26 protein-coding genes are annotated in these 23,184 nt (G+C 36.0%); 6 read left to right on the top strand and 20 right to left on the bottom strand.

Annotated features, from left to right (window positions below; all coding sequences use genetic code 11):
• Positions 1–80: 80 nt before the first annotated feature.
• Positions 81–554, top strand: a complete 474-nt coding sequence (locus ACTWQM_RS07360) for an N-acetyltransferase (protein WP_443257538.1) — start codon at positions 81–83, stop codon at positions 552–554.
• A gap of 142 nt (positions 555–696) precedes the next feature.
• Here the strand turns inward: ACTWQM_RS07360 and ACTWQM_RS07355 are convergent, their stop codons facing one another.
• The 4 genes from ACTWQM_RS07355 to ACTWQM_RS07340 form a co-directional block, all read right to left on the bottom strand.
• Positions 697–1,179, bottom strand: a complete 483-nt coding sequence (locus ACTWQM_RS07355; protein ID WP_443257537.1) for an RsfA family transcriptional regulator — start codon at positions 1,177–1,179, stop codon at positions 697–699.
• A gap of 87 nt (positions 1,180–1,266) precedes the next feature.
• Entirely contained in the window at positions 1,267–2,025 is a 759-nt protein-coding gene (locus ACTWQM_RS07350; RefSeq protein WP_443257536.1) for an enoyl-CoA hydratase/isomerase family protein, read from the bottom strand.
• 110 nt (positions 2,026–2,135) lie between these two features.
• Positions 2,136–2,309, bottom strand: a complete 174-nt coding sequence (gene rpmF / locus ACTWQM_RS07345; protein ID WP_092493049.1) for a 50S ribosomal protein L32 — start codon at positions 2,307–2,309, stop codon at positions 2,136–2,138.
• A gap of 47 nt (positions 2,310–2,356) precedes the next feature.
• Positions 2,357–2,887: a YceD family protein gene (locus ACTWQM_RS07340; RefSeq protein WP_443257535.1), complete on the bottom strand. Its 531-nt coding sequence runs from the start codon at positions 2,885–2,887 to the stop codon at positions 2,357–2,359.
• A gap of 206 nt (positions 2,888–3,093) precedes the next feature.
• Here ACTWQM_RS07340 and ACTWQM_RS07335 point away from each other — a divergent pair, with 206 nt between their 5' ends.
• Positions 3,094–4,305, top strand: a complete 1,212-nt coding sequence (locus ACTWQM_RS07335; protein ID WP_443257534.1) for a nucleotidyltransferase — start codon at positions 3,094–3,096, stop codon at positions 4,303–4,305.
• A gap of 373 nt (positions 4,306–4,678) precedes the next feature.
• Here the strand turns inward: ACTWQM_RS07335 and ACTWQM_RS07330 are convergent, their stop codons facing one another.
• A complete protein-coding gene (locus ACTWQM_RS07330; RefSeq protein ID WP_443257533.1) occupies positions 4,679–5,701 on the bottom strand; it encodes a SepM family pheromone-processing serine protease in 1,023 nt (340 codons plus the stop codon).
• 214 nt (positions 5,702–5,915) lie between these two features.
• Here ACTWQM_RS07330 and ylbJ point away from each other — a divergent pair, with 214 nt between their 5' ends.
• A complete protein-coding gene (ylbJ, locus tag ACTWQM_RS07325) occupies positions 5,916–7,124 on the top strand; it encodes a sporulation integral membrane protein YlbJ (RefSeq protein WP_443257532.1) in 1,209 nt (402 codons plus the stop codon).
• 40 nt (positions 7,125–7,164) lie between these two features.
• Here the strand turns inward: ylbJ and coaD are convergent, their stop codons facing one another.
• The 8 genes from coaD to ACTWQM_RS07285 form a co-directional block, all read right to left on the bottom strand.
• A complete protein-coding gene (gene coaD, locus ACTWQM_RS07320; protein WP_443257531.1) occupies positions 7,165–7,644 on the bottom strand; it encodes a pantetheine-phosphate adenylyltransferase in 480 nt (159 codons plus the stop codon).
• Between the two features lie 16 nt (positions 7,645–7,660).
• Complete coding sequence (rsmD, locus tag ACTWQM_RS07315; RefSeq protein ID WP_443257530.1) at positions 7,661–8,215, bottom strand: 16S rRNA (guanine(966)-N(2))-methyltransferase RsmD; 555 nt, start codon at positions 8,213–8,215, stop codon at positions 7,661–7,663.
• 777 nt (positions 8,216–8,992) lie between these two features.
• Positions 8,993–9,268, bottom strand: coding sequence for a YlbG family protein (locus tag ACTWQM_RS07310; protein ID WP_443257529.1), 276 nt, complete (start codon positions 9,266–9,268; stop codon positions 8,993–8,995).
• A gap of 68 nt (positions 9,269–9,336) precedes the next feature.
• Positions 9,337–9,780: a YlbF family regulator gene (locus ACTWQM_RS07305; RefSeq protein WP_443257528.1), complete on the bottom strand. Its 444-nt coding sequence runs from the start codon at positions 9,778–9,780 to the stop codon at positions 9,337–9,339.
• 57 nt (positions 9,781–9,837) lie between these two features.
• Positions 9,838–10,071: a YlbE-like family protein gene (locus tag ACTWQM_RS07300; RefSeq protein WP_443257527.1), complete on the bottom strand. Its 234-nt coding sequence runs from the start codon at positions 10,069–10,071 to the stop codon at positions 9,838–9,840.
• 10 nt (positions 10,072–10,081) lie between these two features.
• Positions 10,082–10,480, bottom strand: a complete 399-nt coding sequence (locus ACTWQM_RS07295) for a YlbD family protein (RefSeq protein ID WP_443257526.1) — start codon at positions 10,478–10,480, stop codon at positions 10,082–10,084.
• Between the two features lie 596 nt (positions 10,481–11,076).
• Positions 11,077–12,141 (bottom strand): CAP domain-containing protein, encoded by a 1,065-nt coding sequence (locus tag ACTWQM_RS07290; RefSeq protein WP_443257525.1) that lies wholly within the window; start codon positions 12,139–12,141, stop codon positions 11,077–11,079.
• A gap of 249 nt (positions 12,142–12,390) precedes the next feature.
• Positions 12,391–12,819: a CBS domain-containing protein gene (locus ACTWQM_RS07285; protein ID WP_443257524.1), complete on the bottom strand. Its 429-nt coding sequence runs from the start codon at positions 12,817–12,819 to the stop codon at positions 12,391–12,393.
• 156 nt (positions 12,820–12,975) lie between these two features.
• Between ACTWQM_RS07285 and ACTWQM_RS07280 the strand changes: the two genes are divergently transcribed.
• Both ACTWQM_RS07280 and ytvI read left to right on the top strand, forming a co-directional pair.
• Positions 12,976–13,341 (top strand): YugN family protein, encoded by a 366-nt coding sequence (locus ACTWQM_RS07280; protein ID WP_443257523.1) that lies wholly within the window; start codon positions 12,976–12,978, stop codon positions 13,339–13,341.
• Positions 13,342–13,513: 172 nt separating this feature from the next.
• Positions 13,514–14,572, top strand: a complete 1,059-nt coding sequence (ytvI, locus tag ACTWQM_RS07275; RefSeq protein ID WP_443257522.1) for a sporulation integral membrane protein YtvI — start codon at positions 13,514–13,516, stop codon at positions 14,570–14,572.
• Positions 14,573–14,603: 31 nt separating this feature from the next.
• Here the strand turns inward: ytvI and ACTWQM_RS07270 are convergent, their stop codons facing one another.
• The 7 genes from ACTWQM_RS07270 to cyoE form a co-directional block, all read right to left on the bottom strand.
• A complete protein-coding gene (locus ACTWQM_RS07270) occupies positions 14,604–15,059 on the bottom strand; it encodes a DUF420 domain-containing protein (protein ID WP_443257521.1) in 456 nt (151 codons plus the stop codon).
• 439 nt (positions 15,060–15,498) lie between these two features.
• On the bottom strand, positions 15,499–16,407 hold the full coding sequence (gene ctaG / locus ACTWQM_RS07265) for a cytochrome c oxidase assembly factor CtaG (protein ID WP_443257520.1): 909 nt from the start codon (positions 16,405–16,407) through the stop codon (positions 15,499–15,501).
• A gap of 397 nt (positions 16,408–16,804) precedes the next feature.
• A complete protein-coding gene (gene ctaF, locus ACTWQM_RS07260) occupies positions 16,805–17,128 on the bottom strand; it encodes a cytochrome c oxidase subunit IVB (protein WP_443257519.1) in 324 nt (107 codons plus the stop codon).
• A gap of 3 nt (positions 17,129–17,131) precedes the next feature.
• Positions 17,132–17,755, bottom strand: coding sequence for a cytochrome (ubi)quinol oxidase subunit III (locus ACTWQM_RS07255; RefSeq protein WP_443257518.1), 624 nt, complete (start codon positions 17,753–17,755; stop codon positions 17,132–17,134).
• Position 17,756: 1 nt separating this feature from the next.
• Positions 17,757–19,610, bottom strand: a complete 1,854-nt coding sequence (gene ctaD, locus ACTWQM_RS07250) for a cytochrome c oxidase subunit I (RefSeq protein WP_443257517.1) — start codon at positions 19,608–19,610, stop codon at positions 17,757–17,759.
• A gap of 55 nt (positions 19,611–19,665) precedes the next feature.
• Entirely contained in the window at positions 19,666–20,718 is a 1,053-nt protein-coding gene (gene coxB, locus ACTWQM_RS07245; RefSeq protein ID WP_443257516.1) for a cytochrome c oxidase subunit II, read from the bottom strand.
• 65 nt (positions 20,719–20,783) lie between these two features.
• On the bottom strand, positions 20,784–21,725 hold the full coding sequence (gene cyoE, locus ACTWQM_RS07240) for a heme o synthase (RefSeq protein ID WP_443257515.1): 942 nt from the start codon (positions 21,723–21,725) through the stop codon (positions 20,784–20,786).
• Between the two features lie 511 nt (positions 21,726–22,236).
• Between cyoE and ACTWQM_RS07235 the strand changes: the two genes are divergently transcribed.
• Positions 22,237–23,145, top strand: coding sequence for a COX15/CtaA family protein (locus tag ACTWQM_RS07235; protein ID WP_443257514.1), 909 nt, complete (start codon positions 22,237–22,239; stop codon positions 23,143–23,145).
• Positions 23,146–23,184 lie beyond the last annotated feature (39 nt).

The following is a 23,184-nucleotide window of genomic DNA, read 5'->3' as shown; positions in this document are numbered from 1 at the left end:
CATTTTCAATATGAATTTTTTTATATTATAATAAATTATATAGAAAAACCAAATACTTCTGATTTTAAGGGGGAGATAGCATGGACCAAATTAAAGTTGAGAAACTTTTAATCAATTATAAGACATTGGAGAAGTTCAAGCGTTTTAAGGAGTATGGCAACCAGGAACTATCGATGCTTGAGGACTTGCAAAGTAATATTGTTGAGAACGACAGTGAATCACCATTTTATGGAATATACATTGGAAATAACTTAATCGCAAGAATGAGTCTTTACAAGGTTACCGCTAAATATGATGCATATTTTGAACCACCCCAGGATTACCTGGAGTTATGGAAACTTGAGGTGTTACCAGACTATAGAGGACAGGAATATGGTAAAGCTCTGGTTGATTTTGCGAAGAGTTATCAGCTTCCTATAAAAACTAACCCGCGAATCAATTCGCATAGTTTCTGGGAAAAGATGGGCTTTCAAAAAGCAAAATATGATATGGAACGTGACCTTGGTGCAAATCCACTAATTTGGATGCCTGAAGGCGTACAAGAAAAAGAATAAATACAAAGATAAAGACATGAATGTAATTTTTAATCATTCATGTCTTTTTGCGCTCTGAAAAATCAATATAGGCATATTATAATGAATAACTCCTCTTCAGAATACATCCAGTATACCCTTGAATTCACTCGCACTTAAGCTGTTACATTTTATTTTCCTTCACCCAACTCCATAGGTTCCCCATTTCTATCCACGCTTCTTCATAACGCTTCAGCTGCGCTTTCAGGATCTCATTTTCTTTCTTTAGATTGTTTAACGCCTCTTCCTCTTCTTTGTTAAACAATTGATTTTCACTAGCAAAATTAGTCCTCATTTTTTCTAACAGCGAAATCGCAGTATTAATGGGATCCTCCTCTTGCATGGGTCTTGAATCTGTATAATTCCATGATTTCAGCCTTCCGCCTTGTTTGCGTTCTTCCTTGGCAGAATCAATAGCTTCCTGGTATTGCCTCCGGATTGAAGCATTCCAGCGAAAGCCGCACGCCGCTGATGTTCGTGATAATTCTTTCGCGACTTCTTTAAACGCTTCAAGCTGCGTTTTACCTTCTCTAATATAGCGAAGTACAGTTTCTGCTAATATTATATCTTCATCTTGCGTCCATGCATCTTGACGTGTTGCATTCATAACATCCCTCCTTACACATTTGCTATAAATGTATGCAAAAAGTAGGAGTGATAGAATAAATTTCACTATTTTTGTGAATAGTTTGTATTATTTCCGGGGTTTGAATTGTTGAACAGCGTCCTTATGTTTCTCTGATCCCCATAGTTTAGCACAATTTCTAACTTCATCATCCATTAACGCAGAAAAGCCTAATATAGATAGCTTCTTTCTATATTGCATTTTTAATATATTCATTTGGTCCAATGACTTTGATAAATAAGGTTTTAATAGTTTTTGATGATCGTGCCATACTTCTTCTGAAGCAATTCTGTGCAGCCAGCCTTGTTTCTCTAAAAAGGATGCATTATATACTTCACCTTCCATCAACCATTGATAGGCAAAGCTTGGATGAACTTTTTCATATAAAAGGGATCCTCCACCCCATCCGGGAGTTATCCCTAATTTAGTTTGCACAAATCCAAAATTGGTGTTCTCCCTTGCGATTCTGAAATCACAAGCAGTTGCGATTTCACACCCTCCACCTAACGCGTCTCCATTTAGCAAACAAATAGTAGGAACCGGAAAGGAGGCAATTTCATAAAGAACTTCTTTCATTGGATACAACGTTGAGAAAGCTTCATCAGTACTAAGCTCTCCATGCAGATTTTGCAAATCTCCACCTGCACAAAACATCCGATTTCCTGCTCCTGTGATTACCAGAAATTTAATCGAAGTTTGTTTAGCAGTTTCCAATACCTGCTTGAGTTCACTAGCCATCTCGTTTGATACAGCATTCCGTTTTTCAGGGCGGTGTAACTGTATTATACCGTAACCATCTTCATATGTATTATATTGAATTGTTTCCATTATGGAATCCCCTTTATGACTTATTTCTATCCATAGTAGCATATATTGTTGTTTACATATAAAAACAGATCACTGAGCAGTGATCTGTTAATATAGGCTATTAGTACAATTTAATTGTTAACTACTTCTTTTCCATCATAATGTCCACATGATTTACATACATGATGTGACTTGGTTAATTCACCACAATTTGAACATTCTACCATGCCAGTTACATGTAACTTTTTATGAGTACGACGTTGATTTTTAACCTTTTTAGATGTTTTTCTTTTTGGTACTGCCATGACCTACACCTCCTTCAAATACGAAAGCAAAATCAGAATTAATATTCCTATTTCTCTTTCTCGTTATCTTCAAGTAATGATTCCAGTTTTTTCAAACGTGGATCAATCTTCTTTTCGGTTTTTTCCTCTGAAATAAATTCCCAATCATTTCCTTTTACAGGAGCATTTCTTTTGGCCTCTTCATCATCCGAAAACACACGATAAGGGACCTCTAGTAAGATATTTTCCTTGATAAATGGGGTTAAGTCAAGTACTTCCCCATCAATAGGATGAATTTCATCTTCTGATTCTTCTCCATCATAATAGGTTGATTCAGAAAAAATCTCAGTTGCCTTTATTTCAAAGGGATATGGGACATCGACTAATGTACGGGCACATGGTAAAATCATCTTCCCACTAATCGTAAATGAAAAAACAATTTCATTTCCCTGGTCGAATGCTGTACCATACACATGAGCTGAATCAATTTCGCGTATATCATTATTCATTGTTTCCAACTCGGAAACATTAACCCAATCATCGAACGTAAAGGGCTCACTATAGGCATTATTCCTAATTTGACCTAATGTAAATTTCATTTTTATCACCTCAAGGCAACAAGAGTTATTTTAAAAGGAAAATGAACTTTTGTCAACATATTTTCTTTACAGATTAAAAATTGCTTAGAAAAATTATATATATTTAGTGTTCCCCTTCTTATTTCTGATAATCATATTTATGAACAATGCGTCCGCTTACGTTTTTTGATACAATTAACACCAACTCACATATAGGGGATGAGCTTATGGAAGTCTGTGGTCTAATCGTCGAATATAACCCATTTCATAATGGACATTTATATCATATACAAGAAGCGAAAAAAGTCGCTAAGGCTGATTGTATAATTGCTGTTATGAGTGGATCATTTTTACAACGTGGAGAACCCGCGATTATTGATAAATTTCATCGGACAAATGCTGCATTATCAGCCGGAATTGATATTGTATTGGAATTACCCTATCCGTATGCTGTTCAAAGCAGTGATATGTTTGCCAAAGGTTCAGTACATACGTTAAATGAAATTGGCGTATCCAGTATCTGTTTCGGCAGTGAATCTGGTGACATATCCCGTTTCACTAAAAGTTATGAAACCTATAACAAGCATGAGACCACTTTTAAGGAAACACTTAAAAGCTACTTGAACCAAGGTCTATCTTTCCCGGAGGCAAGCAGGAAGGCATATGAGAAGATAGGCTTAACCACAACGAATATGGATTTGTCAAAGCCTAACAATATACTTGGTTTCAGCTATGTTAAAACAATTCTTGCTAATGATTTACCTATTGAGCCTTTAACGATAACACGAACACAAAGCAGCTACCACGATCAGACGATAACAGGTGCAATTGCATCCGCCACGAGTATTCGAAACCAACTATTTACTGATCATGCTATCTCATCAGAAATTAAGGACACCATGCCAGCAGAGACCTTAAATCAGCTCCAATTGTATAAACATGAAGCAACTACCTGGCATAAATGGGAATGTTACTTTCACCTTGTTCATTACCGTGTTCTAACAATGTCACTAAATGAACTCGCCGGTATTCACGGTGTTGATGAAGGGTTGGAGTATCGTATTAAAAGGACTGCCAATGATGTCATTTCTTTTGAGGAATGGATTGAGAAGATTAAAACAAAACGATATACCTGGACACGGTTACAACGAATATTTGCTCATATATTAACAAATACAACAAAAGCAGATATGGAAGTTGCAAAAAGTTCCTCATCTGTTCCATATGTCCGCATTCTAGGTATGACAGAAATTGGACAAACCTATTTAAATAGGCAAAAAAAGAATATGATGGTACCTCTAGTAGCAAATTTGAGTCGTAATACAGACCCTATGCTATCCATGGAGGAAAAAGCCTCAAGAGCCTATTATAGTATACTTCCAGCTAAAAAGAAACGAGACTTTCATAAGCAGGAACTACAGCCGCCAATTTTAAAGTAAGCTCTTTTAGTTAAGAAACCAACATGCCCACCAAATGCACAGTCACCATCTGTCATTAAAATGAATTTGTAATTGATTTAGAGATGTGTTTTCATATAGCAAATTTGAGGTTTTACGGACACCAGAGACCTTATTTGGCAGAAATGCCCTATATTTACCATGACATAGGTGAAATAAGGGCTTCTGTGTCCGGGTAACTTCGAAAAGACTACTTTTTCAAAGAAATAGCGTCCCATGTGTCCGCTCGTTAAGCCCTACTCCACACTTCCTAGTTTATATCTTTTTGGTATTTTCTAATCAACAACAACCTATACTAAAAAAGTTGAAGAAAAAAACCTGCTTTATGCTCCGTAAGCATAAGACAGGTTTATTATTATTCCGATTCCATGTTCTTTAAATAATTCAATGCATCTTCGAATGTATCTACCGGAACAATTTTCATATCGGTGTCTATTTCTTCAGCAATTTTCTTTGCAACTTCATAGTTAGAACCTTCAGCTCCATCCTCATTAGGGGCAAAGAAGATATTACAGCCTTCCTGATCAGCAGCAATTATTTTTTTGTCAATTCCGCCAATCGGTAAGACATTTCCGTTGTAATCCACTTCACCAGTTCCTGCTATTTGATAACCATTTGTTAAGTCATTTTTAGTTAATTGATCATAAATTTCCAATGAAAACATCAAACCTGCACTCGGGCCACCAATACTCCCACTCGAGAAATTAACTTTTGGACTGACTTTCACACTTCGATCGGTAACAAGTCTGATTCCAATACCAACTTTATTATCTGCTTCTTTAAATTTCTTAAGATTAACTTCTTTAGTTAACTGCTTGTCATCACGCACAACTTCTAACATGATGGTATCCCCTGCCTGTCTATTTTCCACATAATTAATTAGATCCTTGGATTCCTTTATTTCTTCCCCATTGATACCAGTGATACGGTCGCCCGATTTTAATTTTCCATCCGCAGGCATTCCTTCAACAACCCCAACTACATAGACACCATCATAATTGATCGTAATGTCCTCACCAGCCGCTTTGTAGGCGACTACCTTAGACGCCTCCTGTGAGCTTTCCATCATCTGTAGCTGTGCATGAAAGTATTCATCTTCTGAAACACCCTCTGGTCTCACCTCGTTAAGAGGATAAATCTCATGATTGGGCAGTACTTTTGCCCATAAATATTGAATAGGTGTAGCTTGTCCTCCTCGAACCGTAACAAGATGCATGTCCCCTTCACTGTCATAACCACCTTCTACATTGACAATTGGGTTAAGTGCATCAGCGCCACCTGGTTTATAGACATAATATGGGAGTTGATATGTTGAAATGAAAAATGCTATTGCAATTACAATTATCAAAAAAATTATATGCTTTTTGGTAAATTTCACCGTTAGTCCCCTTTCGCCTTTCCTATTAACACCATTTTTCTATATATGATAAAAAGTGTATGGCATAAAAACATGATGTATGTGCGTATATTGATATAGACTCGTACAAATTTAATTATTACATTTCTAATAAAATTTATATATCAAGCTAGAATCATTCTACTACTATCAAAAAAAGAAGTACAGAGCTAGCTATACACTAGGGGGCTTTATGTTGACACAAAAAGTCAAAACAATCCTATTTGCCAGCATTACTGTTTTTATTGCTTTTTGCCTAATAAAATTCCCAGACCAATCTTTTGAGGCTAGTATAAGAGGATTAAAAATGTGGTGGGAAATCGTGTTTCCATCACTGTTACCTTTTTTCATAACTGCTGAATTATTAATTGGATTCGGGGTAGTAAAGTTCATAGGAATTTTATGTGAACCAATTATGCGACCGTTATTTAATGTTCCTGGTGCGGGGAGTTTCGCATGGGCCATGGGAATGGCAAGTGGCTATCCCACTGGTGCTAAAATATCAACACGACTTCGAGAAGAAGGTCAGCTCACCCAAATTGAGGCAGAACGACTTGTTTCATTCACAAACGCTTCAAGTCCTCTCTTTATATTTGGAGCAGTGTCAGTTGGGTTTTTTTACGACGTTAAACTGGGTATTTTGTTAGCATCCGCCCATTACATTGGAAATGCACTGGTCGGTATATGTATGCGTTTTTACGGCAGGGAAAAAGAAAAGGATGAAAAAAAGACTAAACAACAAAAAGTTTCTATCATCCAGGCTTTTAGAGAAATGCATCGTGCTCGAATGAATGACCCGCGTCCATTTGGAAAAATAGTTGGAGATGCAGTTTTAAATTCAATTCAAACATTAGTAATGGTTGGTGGCTTTATTATCTTTTTTTCTGTTTTAACAAAGCTGATGTTTATCATAGGATTATCACCAGCAATCTCTACCATTTTTGAATATATATTGCAATTATTTACCCTGCCAGTAGATTTAGCATTACCTTTGTTTTCTGGATTATTCGAGATTACACAAGGGGCAAGAGCAATATCGCAAACAGATACCGGAAGTTTATTAGCAAAAATTATTGTCGTAAGTTTCATATTAGGTTTTAACGGTTTTTCCATTCAAGCACAAGTTGCAAGTATAATTGCACCTACAGATATCCGGTTTTCTCCCTATTTTTTCGCTCGCATCCTGCACGGTATTTTTGCTAGTATTCTAACAGTTATACTGTATAAGCCGTTATATTTGAATCGAACATCTTTTGATTTTAAGGGGGTTCCGGTTTCAAATGGAGTTCCACAAGATTCATGGCTGGCAATACTTTACAACCTAAAAGAGTTCGGACCAATCATAACCATTACATTTTTACTGATTGCTTTCATGATATTAAGTAACCGGTTGCGAAAAAATTAAAAAGATGTTGTGTCATCTTACTGAACAACATCTTTTTATACTAGCTATACTTTTTCTTTAATGCTTTTTCTACTGCCTCTGGTACCAGGTCAGATACATTCGCCTTGTATTTGGCCACTTCTTTTACAATACTTGAACTTAAAAATGAATATTGATTATTCGTCATCATAAATAGTGTTTCAACTTTTTCGTTAAGCTTTCTATTCATAGATGTGATTTGCATTTCATATTCAAAGTCACTAACAGCTCTCAACCCGCGTAATACCACTTGTGCCTTTTGCTGCATAGCATAATCGATTAATAGTTCATTTGATTCATCAACTGTTACATTAGGTAAATGATTTGTGGCTTCCTCTAACAGTGCTACTCTTTCCTCAACTGTAAACAAAGGAGCTTTAGATTGATTATTAAATACAACAACTATAACGTTATCAAAAACACTAGCACCTCGTTCTATAATATCCAGATGTCCAAATGTAACCGGATCAAAACTGCCTGGACAAATTGCTAATCTGCTCAATGAAAAGCTCTCCCTTCTAGTTCTTTTTATAGATTGTAATGCCTATTGTTCCACCATAATGGTCTTGTTTTATTACGGAAAAATGATCATTGTCACCTGGCAACTCTTCTGCTGTATCATGTTCGCAATATATCATGCCATTTTCTTTTAACAGATGAAGTTTAGCAATTTCATCTAATATCTTTCCATAATTCACCTTCTTATATGGTGGATCCAGCAAAATCAAATCAAATTGTAACTCTCTTTTTGATGCTGCATTAATTGCACGAAAAGCTTCTGTTCTAAAAACTTCAACCCTATCATCTAATTTCAATGTTCTAACATTTTCATAAATAGTATGTATAGCTTTTGGGTGTTTATCAACAAATACACCACTTTTCATACCTCTGCTTAAAGCTTCAATCCCCAATGATCCGCTGCCAGCAAACAAATCAAGAAACATACCATCTTTGAACAATGGCCCTAAAATTTGGAATACAGCCTCTTTTACTTTATCTGTAGTAGGTCTAGTCGTTTTACCTGGCACCGCTTTCAATTGTCTACCCTTATGTATCCCCGCTACTACTCGCATATGACCACCTCAATAAACCATATTAATCCTAACAAAACAAAAGAGCAAGTTTATAAACTAATAAATTTTAAAAATATAAAGAGAGTGTGTATATAATTTATAACCATGTACATAATAGCATAGTGAGACAGCTAAGATAGCTTGGTTGTTTCAAAACACGGAGAAGGCTTACACTTCCCCATAAGTTCTTCCTCCGGTTTCTCCTCTCCCTTTGCCTTTTTGTTTTCTAACAGGAAAACAAAGGGACCTGCAGAAAATTATCTGCAGGTTTTTCTTTTGTCAGATAAGAAACATAACAGAGAAAACAAGAGGATTCGTTAGAATAAAGAGGGAGTATAAAAATACTTTCTTACTGCATAAGTGCAACTAAAAGCTTATCTATACTAAGGCTTGGCGATAAGCCAAGTTTTCTAATAGTTAAGAAACCATCATGGTTGTGAATGCCCAGCTACTATCTATCATGATTTTTTTTATTATTGCAAATTTGAGGTTTTGTGGACATCATGGACCTTATTTCACACAAATACAGTTAAATAAACCATGATATATGTGAAATAAGGGCTTCTGTGTCCAGACAACTTCGAGAAGGTTACTTTTATACAGAAATAGCGTCTCCTGTGTCAGCTAAGGTAAGTTAGAGAGGTAATTTTATGCAAAAAAGTTTAAATATTTTCTTACTGTATAATTACAACTAAAGTCTTGCGATAAGTCAAGCTTCCTTATAAACTATTAAACAAAACGAAACCTTTGCGGTCACCATATGTATCCCGCAAAGGTTTAAATTCCCATTTTATAGTCATATTGTTTAGCCTTATCAGGTTTAGCGTTTTCATAGTTAGTTCGTATAAAAGGTTTATATGAACGATCAACTTTTGACACAAAAGAAAGTTTTAGTAATTTAGTCTCTATCGTTTCCAATTCTTCCTGATCCACATAAATAACTGCATACTTTAACTTTCTGGAAGAGTATATTAAGTGACCATAACGCTTTATCTGTTTTAAGTTTTTCATATGCTGAAACCAAACAATTAACCCTTGACGTTTCGTTATCATCGGATACCCTCACTAACATTATGTTTGCAAATAAGTGTATCAGATTATAACGTATACATCAATATTTACTAGGATGCCTTACAACCACAACCACCGCTTCCGTGACCGTGACCACAGCCACCATCAGTTAATGCTGCTCCATCTTTCGGTGCTTTAATATCATCGCTGACACTAAAAGCAATGTACTCACTTACTTCGTCAAGCAGCTTTTGTAAGTTCCGTTCAGCAATCTTAAACGCTGCAATTTTGTCATTCATATCCATTTCACGTTTTGTAGAACGTACTTCTTTCATAATTTGATTATAGTCAGGATGATACCTTCCAAAACGTTGAACGTCTTCATAATGACCTTTTGTATCTTTAAACGCTTTAATAAGCCGTTGTGCTTCATCATCTTTTCTTACATTATTAAGGGAATCTTCGTAGGCTTCCATAACATCTGACTTTTGAATCATGTCACTGACTATATCAGAATGGTCAAGTATATCTACATATTCCATTGTACCAATCATTTTTTCACCTCCTACTTAATCTTACCATGTAATTCCCTTAATGAAAACGTTATTTGGTTAATCTTTCATTGCTCCTGCAAATTGGATAAGCATATTGACCATTTGCACTTGATTCCCTACTTTCTCAACTTGTTGAGGAAATGTTTTTCCATAAAATTTCTTGGATTCCTTGTTGAGCTCTCTGACCCTATTAGGATCTCTTGAAAGATATCGATACCACACAGGATTATAGCGTACAAAATTAGCTAGCTTTGGATTTTGTTGCAAGTATTGATATGTTGACGTCTCCATTGTTTCACCTCTAGTCCCTACCCCAATTAAATGGATTATCTGGTTTCCTGAACTGATGTGGTGGGGTATTTGTTGTCTGAAATTGCCCTAATACTTCTTGAATTGTTGTAATGGTACTACTTAATTGGTGTACTTGCTTTTGCACTTTATCTAAATCGACATTTTCCGACAGTTTCATCAGCTGACCAAACAACTCAGCTTTTCCTTCTTTTGACTTGCCTCCAACTTCATCCTTCTGATTATTCCTATAACTATCCCAAATCGGATCATCTTCACCGAGTAATGCCCACTTTTCGTAATACTCCTGCCAACCTCTTCCGCTTTTACGGACTTCTTCAATAAGCTTGGGATGCTTCTTCATAAATGCTTTAAACTCCCTAACACTAGGGTGAAGCTTATCATCGCTCACTATATTTCACCTCGTCATAGTTATCTGTTATTAATTATTTTATGTAGTTTAATCAAACACTGTGCGTAAATCATAGAGGCAAACTTATATTCTATTGTTAGAAAACCTGGTTTGTCGAAAAGGAATTCATTTTTGCCTTCATACAGTTTGGAGAATCCTTCAGGACGGGTTCCGCCCTCCCCTATCGCAAACTCGAAATTTACACTTTACTATGTAACTAATTTTGTATACCTATTTTGGATAGTATTTGTAGTGGATTGAACTCCTGCGAAATAAGCAAGCATTTACGATTAAATTGAATCTAACTGGGGGCGTTTAAGTGTATTTATTCATTAGACAGCTGGTGCCCTCTGATTTGGCGGATCGTCATTCCGTTATTTACCCTTTTCAGCCATTGTTATTGGGTAAACATTTGTGTGATTCATATTCCGCAAATCACACTACAATTTTTATGGATATTAAGCCGATACTACTATTAAACCAACAATAAACGACCATCAATTTAGAATACAAATTGATGGTCATTTACGTACATTTTTAATTTTTATGATAGGTAGGGGCCTGTAAATATATCTTATGCGTTTTTCAATCATTCTTTACTGTTTTTTCAAGAAATTTTGTGTGTAATAAAACCGATAAACTCCTACCCCTAAATGTGTATAGTCCTCATTCAGTAATGCTTGCCGGTGTCCTTCACTGTTTAGCCAGCCGTGCATAGCTGATGGCACGTCCGGGTACTGTGCAGCAATGTTCTCCCCTGCTGATTGATAAAATACTTTTTTTGTTGCTAATCGCTCTTTTAAGCCATTCCCATTTAAACCATAATGGGAGAAGTAATTATTTTCAGCCATATCTTTACTATGAAGATATGCAACTTCGCTAACGGTTTTATCCCATTTTAATGAAGCTTCCTCATATTGATTTCGGATAACGTTTGTTATATTAAAAATCTGCTGTTCCATTCCCGTTTCTACCTTTCCCCATTGTTTATCAGTGAGGTTAGGTTTTTCAGGCAAATCACCTCGATACTCCATCTCATACGGACGATGCTGTAACAGTATATCAGCAGATAATACTCGGATAGATGACAGCTTATCTGTAAATGTATCAAAATATAGTTGCATAAATATATCGTCCGTTAACTTTACTAATGGGCGTGCCTGTAATTCTTCATCCTTTAAACGAAACGTATAGGAAGCAAGTCCTTGCTGGTATGAAACTTCATTTGTAATAGAGAATTCCCTTTTTATTGATTCATAGTCCTGCCCAATCTCAATAGGTTCAAGTGACAAATCTGTTCCTACAGCATAGATTGAATTAATTTCATTATCATCTATTCCAAACTGAATGTATTGTTTTTGCTGATCTTTATATATCCACCAATCATAGCCATATCCGCTTTGATCCTTTCTTACTGGTTCTCCGAAAGCTTCAGTTAACACATCAGTTGACTTATCTATCCACTGAAAAATATCACCCGCTAACGGAATAGTTGACCTCTCTTCAGGTATTTGTTTGGTTTCTAGCATATTCTCCTTTTTTTCGAAAATACTGCTGAAATCATCTATTGCCTTTTCGGGAGGTTGATGATTTTTTTCAAAAAGGTAATAACCACCGATTATAATCAATACTAATAGTGCAAATACTCGAATAAACCGCATATATGCTTCCCCTTCTATTTAACCTTTTATTGTTAACTATATGTGAGAGATTCCGGGTAAATTCTCTTTTCTCTACTTTTTTTAGAAAACTTTACTTATTGTTTTGTGAGAATGTTTTCTTAGACCCTTGCATTTTGGAGTGCAAGCCTTAGTTACACTTATAGCAGTAAGAAAGCAGTTATACATTAATTAAACTGTCTATTGAAAAACAACCGTATAAATTTATACGGTTGTTCTCATTATACTACATTAATGGAGTTCTGGCCGCTCCGAGATTTCCTCAAGAGCATGACCTGCAGCATCATTTGATTTATCCTCAAGTGAAAGATCACCCAATGAAACAATGCCTACGAGTTTACCATTATCAACAATAGGTAAACGTCGGATTTGGTTTTCTGCCATTAGATTACTTGCTTCTTCTACTGAAGTATCTGGTGAAGTAAAATGCAGTTTATCACTCATAACATCCTGTATTTTTGTTGTATCTGGTTTCTTATCCGCATACCCTCTTAAAACTAAGTCACGGTCGGTAATCACACCTAGAAGTTCCTGGTCATCAGAACATACCGGTATCACACCAACATTTCTGTCTTTCATCTTCATAGCTGCATCATGTATCGTATCATCTTTTCGACAAACAGCTATGTCCGTACTCATTATTTCTTTAGTTGCTTTCATACGCTTCCTCCTTAGTTGATTTTATAGTATCACCTATTATTCATTCCCAAATTACTAAATAACTTTCATACATTCTTTATATTTTCTTTTCGATTGCAACTTAAGTCATTTCATATTATTATTGTTATGTGAGGAAAAAGATGTGAGGTGGATAAAATGAGATTAGAAAATACAGGAATTGAAGATTCTATTGTTGATGTAAAACCGTTAGATCATCTAATGGGAAAACACGCTTTTATTCGTGGAGGTCAGTGGGATTACGAACGTGTCACTTATGACTATAAAATAGGTTCGAAAGAAAAAAACATTACATATTATATTCGTATTTTGGGATATGCAGTCGAAGGTGACGTTGACCGTGGGAACGCTGTTATTAAACTTACAACACCACTACTTGGTAAACATTATTACCCACACGGAGTTGAATATGGTGAACAGGAAAATTTCCCTGAAAATCTAGTGGAACGTGCAACTAACCTGGTATCAAAAGTCAAAGAGGAAATTGACATATATAAAAAATAAACAGGTAACAAACACAGGCGCTAATAATCAAACCAACTGCTGAAAAAACAACAAAAGCAGTTGGTTTTTTAATCACTAACATGCTATATTTAACTGTTCAAACCGCGTAATTAGTGCTATATTTTTTATATACATATTTATCCTAATTAAAGAAAGGAGACATCAATTCAAATTGTTTCGATCTATATCAAAACGCCAATGGACATTAATTTTTTTAACTATATTTCTTATACTAGTCTTTTACTTTATACTACCAGTCTCTATACCTTTAATTATCGCATTAGTTACAGCCTTAATCCTTAACCCTTTAGTTAGGCTACTACAACGAAAAGTTAAAATCAGCCGAAAAACATCAGTAATTGTCGTATTTCTGTTGTTTTTGATATTCATGGGAATTTCGGGATCATTTGTCGTAACAAAAGCAGTTACACAAGTTGTTACGTTTGTCGAGGATATCCCTTCACACTTTAATGAACTTAATAATGTCTATGAAAAATGGGAAGCGGGTTTTGAAAATTACACACAAAGTTTACCTCCTGAATTTATAAACCAGATTTCCGGAAGTATAGAATCACATCTTACTAATTTAAGTAATGCAGCTAAAGAAAAAATAACCATTGAGAATATAGCACAAATCTTTGCACAAGTTCCACAGTATCTAATTAGTTTTCTTGTGTACATCATTGCACTATTTTTATTTATGCTCGAATTACCGTTACTTAAAGCGAAACTGTATAATTTAATGACAAAAGAAACAGCTGAAAAAGTTTCCTTTATGAATAACAGACTTGCAAGCGTTGTGCTTGGATTTCTCAAAGCGCAACTTCTTGTCAGCATCATTATTTTCTTTGCTACCTTATTAGGGTTGTTTTTAATAGCACCTGAAGTGGCTATTATAATGGCACTTATTGTTTGGCTAGTTGATTTCATTCCAATTATAGGTTCAATAATAATCGTTGGACCATGGGCATTGTTTATGTTGATCTCCGGTGACACCGTAATGAGCATAAAGTTAGCGATACTGGCAATTATATTATTGGCCATACGAAGAACAGTCGAACCAAAAGTAATGGGACAGCATATCGGGCTATCACCACTTGCCACCCTTATTGCCATGTTTTTAGGAATAAAACTGTTAGGTATACTTGGGTTTATATTAGGACCATTATTCCTGATTGCCTTTAATTCAGCAAAAGAAGCCAAAATAATAAAATGGAATACAAAAATATAAAGTGTGCGAGCATTAGCTCGCACACTTTAATTTATCCTCCTAATATTGCTTTTAACATACTTGTTGTCTGACCACCGTCATAAATAATATATAAGAGTAAATACACCATTACCCCTGTAATTGCACTGAAAAACCAAATAACACTTGTTATCGGTCCGATTTTTCGATGAATATTTATTTTACGCTTTAATGCTAAAGTAATTGTCACGACACCAAAAATAGCCCCGGTTGTTGCCAGAAAGATATGAAATATTAAAAAGATTGTGTAGTAAATCTTAATATCATCTGGACCGCCAAAGCTCGTATTTCCTATAAAAATAGTTCGTGACACATAGATAATAAAGAATATTAAAGCACTAATAGCAGCTAAAATCATCGTTTTTTTATGTGCATTTGCATTCCCTTTTATAATAAATCTCCATCCAAACGCCACTAAAATGGCACTTACTACGATGAAAAACGTGCTTATTGTCGGTAAAAACGGCATATTTACACTTTTCCTTTCTATTATATAAAGACTCTTTTCGTAAGTTTTATCGGTATTAACCGTCACAGTAGATGTAAACTGCGAACTAACATGCTGGAGTAATCTTTATAAACTCTCGTCCCGCCCGCTCACCCGGACTAGTGTATGGTGTCACACAATTATTCTATAGCAATTCCTATTCCAGTCAACAGCGGAGGAAATACACGTAGACTCCTGTGGGAGCTGAGGCCTAGATAGACTACGCAGCGACGTAGGAGCAAGAAGGCTCATCAGCCGCCCTAGGTGCGCGAAGTGTATTTCCGGAGCGGTATAATAGCACTAAAACATGTTAAAAATTAGTTCGCAGTTTATATAAATTACATCTAAAATTCATCACTTAGAAAAAGCAACATTCTTTAGAAAACAGGCTATATATTATAAAACATTAATATCACAAATTCTAACTATACTCGTTTTCGTTAGCCACGGGAAGTGGATCTATCTGTACGCTTTCTCGATTAAACCAGCCGAAGAATATTCTTGCTAAAATGACACCATACGTGATTTCCTGTGATATCTTCATGATAATCCCGCCAAGCTGCTGATCCTCCAGTGTAGTCATTGGAGAGAACATTTCAGGACCTGATATGGCGTATGTTATACCTTGTAATACATCATTCGGTACACATAAAGCTAAAGCTTGCATCCAAGCTCCATCCTGTGAATAAGTTGCATAAATCGGTACATCCGCAAAAATAATTAACACACATGCCGGCGTGATTAATACTCCATTGGCAAAGATATAAAATATTTTTCCAAGTGCTGGCATACTATCAAATTCCTTTAGCGGAGTTAAAACTGGCCACCACACAATAAATGCAGCAATTAAGATTGTAACCGATATAGATGAGTGTGCAATTTGAGATGACTTAGCAAAGTTAAAAATAGCTGGTAAATGGTAAAATGAAAATAATATATTAAACAACAATATTGAAATCAACGGCTTTGATAAAAACGATAATGCAGGCTTAATAACAGGCCTAAGAACAGCCTTCTCCCATAACCATTTTGGAATCCCCTTAATAACCAGAATAGGAAAAACCAAATAATAAATAGCCATCTGCATCATATGAGTCGTTAGCATAATGTGAGTCAGTAAATCTATTGGTGAACCCTTAACTGTATATAACAAAAACAAAGCAATATAAAAAAAGCTCTGTTGTTTTTTTGACGGTCTATCTCCACCACCAAACTTGTGTCGATATGGACCAGTTATCAAAAAAAAGGCCAAAGCAAGTCCCAAGACAAATAAAAGAAAATAAGGACTCCACAAGGCTCTAAAGCCAAAAATCTGTAATTCCAACCACATATTATCTCACTCCATAAACGGATTATGTTCTTTATTATAACGTATTAACTCCAGAATCACACAACATTAATGTGACAATTTGCGAACAAATTAGATGGTAATACGCTTTAGCAGTCAAGGCTTAGTGGGGTTGCTCACATCACTCTAAACAAATGATTCGAAATAAAGTGTATTTTGCTCCCTTTAAATCTCTTATATGTTAAGGGGGCACACTTATAATATAGATAAGCTTTAGATGAAGATAAAATAGTACTTGTTAACTGCCAAAAAGAAGATCGAGACATTGTGTCCCGATCTTCTTTGGCAGTTAAGAAAGCATAAATCCTTTCTTACTGCATTAGTGCAACTTAGGCTTTAGCCATTAGGGATTGGTGATAAGCCAAGTTTTTTTAATATCTTACCACCAAGTTATTACCCCTAATCCTGCTATTGTTAAGAGTGCTGCCCAGACACCGCCATAAATCATTAAAGCTGGCATTTCATGACCTTTATCTTTCATATGCATGAAATAGTAGAACTGAAAAGCTACTTGGATAACAGCTAGAATTAGTAACACTGGGATGACGAACATTTTTTGCATCATCCCTGTGGCAACAATTACAAAAGCTATAATCGTAAATAAAATCATTAATGCAAATGTAATTAACTGCTTTTGCATTTCCAATTTATTTTTATGCTTTTGATATGGATTAACTTCGTTGGAATTGGTGTTCTCTGCCATTAATTAACCCACCTTTCCCATTAAGTATACAACTGTAAATATAAACACCCATACAACATCAATAAAGTGCCAGTATAGACTGAATACGTAATACTTTGGTGCGTTGTATAAGTTTAAGCCACGTTTCGCATTACGTATCATCAACGCCAGAAGCCACAATAGACCAAATGTAACGTGACCACCGTGGAAGCCTACTAAGGTGTAAAAGGCTGAACCAAATGCAGATGATCGAAATGTAAAGCCATACTCATGTATATAATGATTAAACTCATACAATTCACAACCTAAAAATGCAAAACCAAGGACAGCTGTAATTCCTAACCAAAGCTGCATTTTTTTAAAGTTGTTGTTATGCATATGATACATCGCATATACACTTGTCAATGAACTTGTTAATAACAGGATAGTCATTATAAATACAAGCTCAAGCCCAAACAGCTCATTTGTTGTAGGGCCACCTGCTGTTGAATTTTTCAGCGCAATGTAGGTTCCGAATAAGCACGCAAATAAAACTGTTTCACCACCAAGAAAGAACCAAAATCCAAGGAATTTATTTTTACCCTCAAGGGTGGCTTTTTCTGGTTCATGTGGCATTGTTTCGGGATTTAAGGAATGATCGTGACTCATATTAGTCAGCCTCCCTTTCAAGTTCTTCTTTTGTAATATGGTGACCATGATCATCTTTAAGTGATCTGATTAGCATACAACCAAGTAATATACCCATACCAACAAATAAAGGAATATAAGCCCAAGTATAGTTAACTTGGTAAATAAAACCAAATCCAGCTATAAATAATCCGAATGACATCATAAATGGCAGGATTGATCCGTTTGGCATGTGGATATCACCCAATGGTTCTGCGGGCGTCATTTTTCCTTTACCTTCTGTCTTTTCAACCCATAATGGGTCTAGGCCACGAACTAATGGAGTTTGTTTAAAGTTATAGTGAGCAGGCGGTGAAGATGTCGCCCATTCAAGTGTACGACCGTCCCATGGATCATCAGGTGCTTTTTCTCCCTTAACTGCTGTGTAAACAACATTGTAGAAGAATATAATAACACCAATTGCCATTAAGAACGCGCCAATTGTACTAATTAAGTTACCTGTATCCAACCCTTGACCTTCTAAGAATACCCAGTAACGACGAGGCATTCCCATCAATCCTAAGAAATGTTGGATAAAGAAAGTTAAATGGAAACCAGTAAAGAATGTCCAAAAGGCAATTTTACCTAACTTTTCATTTAGAATTCGCCCAAACATTTTAGGCCACCAATAGTGCAGACCTGCTAAAATTCCAAAAACGGTACCACCAACAATTACATAGTGGAAGTGGGCAACAACAAAATAAGTATCGTGATATTGGTAGTCAGCAACAACTGAAGCGACCATTACCCCTGTCATACCTCCAACAGTAAATGTAGGAATAAAGCCTAATGCCCAAAGCATTGCTGAGTTAATGGTTATACTACCGCCCCATAATGTCGCGAGCCAGTTAAATATTTTAATTCCGGTTGGAACTGCTATAGCCATTGTCGCAATTGCAAAGATTGAGTTAGCTACAGGTCCAAGACCTACTGTAAACATATGGTGAGCCCAAACCATGAAACCTAAGAACGCGATTAAGATAGTCGCAAACACCATTGCTGTATAACCAAACAAGCGTTTTTTAGCGAATGTAGAGAATATATCACTAAATAACCCAAATGCTGGTAATATCAAAATGTATACTTCTGGATGACCAAATATCCAGAATAAATGCTCCCAAATAATAGTGTTTCCTCCCAACGCGACATTAAAGAATGCCGAACCGAACATACGATCAAACATTAAGAGAAACAGACCTATTGTTAATGCTGGAAAAGCAAATAAGATTAATATACTTGTTATAAATGTTGTCCATGAAAACAATGGCATACGCATGTATGTCATTCCAGGTGCACGCATGTTAATAATGGTCACTAGAAAGTTAATACCACCAATTAGAGTACCGGCACCTGATATTTGTAAACCGAGCACATAGAAATCAACACCATGTCCCGGTGATGTTGTCGACAAAGGTGCATATGACGTCCACCCTGCATCAGGTGCTCCACCTAAAAGCCAACTACAATTTAAAATAAGCCCGCCGAACAAAAACAACCAAAAGCCTAATGAATTTAAAAACGGAAATGCAACGTCTCTTGCCCCTATTTGTAAAGGCATGGCGGCATTCATTAAGCCTAATAATAACGGCATTGCCGCTAAGAATATCATCGTCGTTCCATGCATCGTTAGAATTTCATTATACAAACCTGCGCTAACAAAGTCATTCTCAGGTTTGATCAATTGAATACGTATAATCATGGCTTCCAGTCCACCAAGTATGAAGAAAAAACCACCGCCGAACAGATATAAATGTGCAATCTTTTTATGATCTACAGTAGTTAAATAATCCCATAGCACAGCGCCGAAGCCTCGTTTCTGAGTAGCTGCTATACTCACGACTTAAACCTCCCTTTAACATCTTCCATCCCTTGATTTATATGTGTGTGTTTAATTAATTCCCTGCACTTTCAGGCGTGATTTCAGATGGTTTTAATTGCAATAAGTATTCAGCAATTTTACCAGCCTCTTCCTCTGAAACTTCAGGATAGTTACCAGTCATTTTATTTCCTGGTTTAATGGATTCAGGATCCGTTATCCAATCAACCAAGTTTTCTTTTGTTGGATCTAAAATACCAGCGATTTTGGAACGGTCACCAAAGTTGGTAAGGTTAGGTCCAACCTGTACTGGAGATGAGCCAATCGCATGACAACTCATACAATTATTTTGCTGGAACAGTGACTTACCTTCTTGTGCAACAGCATCCTGTGGTTGCTTATCAGGATTTACATTTTTCATATCCTTTACCCACTGATCAAATTCTTCCTGGCTGACTACAACGACTTTAAAGTCCATAAGTGAGTGAGACGGGCCACAAAGCTCGGCACATTTACCCCAGTATACGCCTTCTTCATATGCTTCAATGTACATTGTGTTTTCGTTTTCAGGGTTAACATCCATTTTACCTGAGATAGTTGGTACCCAGAACGAGTGGATAACATCTGATGATTTCATATTTAAGTATACTTTCTCACCAACCGGGACATATAAATCCTGACTTGTTTGAATCTCTTGCCCCTGATAGTTAAAATGCCACCAATATTGATTACCAGTAACCTGAACATTTAAGCCATCTTTAGAGCCGGAATTATCAGCCAAATCAAATGTTGCAGTTACAGTTGGCACTGCAATAATGATTAACAGGATAATAGGTATAACTGTCCAAATTGTTTCAAGCGTTTTGTTGCCTTCAACCTGCTTCGGAATAAAGTCCTCTTGACCTTTTTTCTTACGATAGCGCAGTAAAACTGCTACATAAATAAGCATTACAATAAACAAGACAAACAACATTACAATAGTTGTAAGAATAATTAAATCCATTGCAGACTCGGCACCTTTACCTTTAGGTTCAAGTGCAGTCAAGTTTTCTTTACCACATGCTGATAACATTAATGCTATCGAGCCTAACAGAAAAAACGCTCTGAATTTTCCCATCCAACCTTTCATGTATTCATACCTCTCTTTCTCTTTGTAACTTCCTTATATATCAATTTGTATAAGTAAGGACGAGTTTAACTAAACGGGAACTCAAATGTTACGACAACCATAAGTAAAAATAAGATGGTTAAGTAATTTAAGGAATATATAAATATCATATTCGCCCATTTCAAATCATTTTTCGTAAAAAATCCACTAATTCCAAGAGCTAACCATCCAACATTCAGTAGTGTAGCGATTACCATAAATGTTGTTCCTAAAGATGCCAGCAAAAATGGCAGTGGCAACAAGCATGCAATGTAGACGACGATTTGTCGTTTTGTAAATTCAAAGCCATGTACAACAGGGAGCATTGGTATGTTTGCAGCCTTATACTCTTTGGATTTTTTCATAGCCAAAGCAAGAAAATGTGGTGTTTGCCAGATAAACATTGTCAGGAACAGCACAAAAGCTACCATATGAAGACCAGGGTCGATAGCTGCCCATCCGATTAATGGTGGCACCGCTCCAGAGAAACTACCAATTGCTGTGTTTAAGGTATATTTGCGTTTTGACCACATTGTGTACAGAACAACGTATGTGAACCATCCAAAAAATCCAATTAATGCTGCTTCTACTGTTGTGAACAGTAAAAGAATAAGCCCCAATGTGGTAGTTGAAATGCCTAAGAACAGGACATTCTTCAGCGATATACTCCCTGTAACTGTTGGACGCGTTTTCGTTCTCGACATAATAGGATCAATATCGACATCATACCAATTATTCATAATACAGCCACCGGCAATGACAAGGGCGCTCCCAGCCATGGTTAGAAGAAAAACTCCCCAGTTGGCTGCAAAAGATGTATTTGTGAAATAAAGCGCCAGCCAAAAGCCGGTAAATGTCGTAATTAGATTAGAATTCACAATTCCAACTTTAATTAACGCTTTAAGATCAGTAAGTAGTGTGACATCCTTATCCTTTGCTATAGCTGAGTTACCAATTAGAGGTGAAGAAGAAGTCTCCACTTTATTCATTACATATATTCCCCCCTTCTAATCCCAACAAAAGGCACAAATAAATTCCAGGCATACTACTTATCATACCTAAGTATTCCCAAAAGTATCCTAGATAATTATTCTAATTGTACCATGGAATTGTAATACAATCTATTTCCTACATCACATGATTTCACTTTTATAAACCTCCAATTGTGACAAATTTGTGAAATGGAGACCTAAAATAAAACAAAAGGCTATTAAAGCCTTTATCAAGTAAAATGTAAATATGTAGTTTTTCCATAGTAACCGGTATAGTGATTTGAAGCCAAGCAAATATCCCCTATATTATTTCTAGCAAACAAATCTCGACAATGCAAGGGTTTTTTATTTTTTTATAGTGAAAATGGTAATAAGCCATGATAAGATGACAATTGTGTGATTTTTACTATATATTTAGCGTTTTTCATTGCTCTAATAACCTGGAAGTATTAATATTAATATTATTCTATTGATATTTTATTTACTTGATATAAAGTGAGGCAGTCATATGATTAAAACATTAAAGTGGCTCTCTGTAGTTTCTACATTGGGCATGGTATTTGTATTATTGGGAGGTGCCCTTGTTACGAAGACTGAGTCTGGTCTGGGTTGCGGTGAAACCTGGCCACTATGTCACGGCGAATTTGTACCATCTGCAATAACTCCCGAACTTGTAATAGAATTAAGTCATCGAATGGTATCCGGAATAATGGGTATAACAGTTTTGACCTTATCCATCCTTTCCTGGAAATATATTGGTCATATTCGTGAAGCGAAATTCCTGGCCTTTTTATCTTCGTTCTTTTTAATACTGCAAGCTTTGATAGGTGCAGCTGCAGTTGTTTGGAATCAGTCTGATTTCATATTAGCAACACATTTTGGTATTTCACTAATTTCATTTGCTGCATTATTTTTACTGATGCTGCTTATATTTGAAATAGATACCAAGTTTGATGCTGACTCCCTGATAATCCAAACGAAACACCGTATAGAAATTTATGCCCTGACGATTTACACGCTAATAGTTGTTTATACGGGTGCGTTGGTTAGACATGCAAATTCAAGTATGGTTTGTGGAGATTGGCCGTTTTGCACAAATAATGCACCATTTTCTTTCTCTAACTACAGCTTCGATCAATGGATTCAGATGGGACATAGGCTCTTTGCAGGTATATTATTCATTTGGACTATTGTATTATTCTTCAAAATCATGAAAAATTATCGAACAAATCGTGTTATGTTCTGGGGCTGGATTACAACTGTTTTGCTTATAGTACTGCAGGTTTTCCTCGGAGCCATGATTATCTTTACTGTGCTGAACCTAGGGATCGCATTGTTGCATGCATTTGTAATATCCTGCTACTTCGCAATGTTAAGTTATTTTATATTGTTATCATCAAGAAGTGCAAAGCTTTAGAAAAGTTGGCTAATCGTTAAGGGGTTCTAGGAAAGCGTA

Origin of the sequence: Virgibacillus sp. L01 (assembly GCF_052246775.1) — a bacterium.
Lineage (GTDB): Bacteria > Bacillota > Bacilli > Bacillales > Amphibacillaceae > Lentibacillus.
Note: the sequence above shows the minus strand (reverse complement) of the source record. Positions and strands in the feature narration are given on the sequence as shown.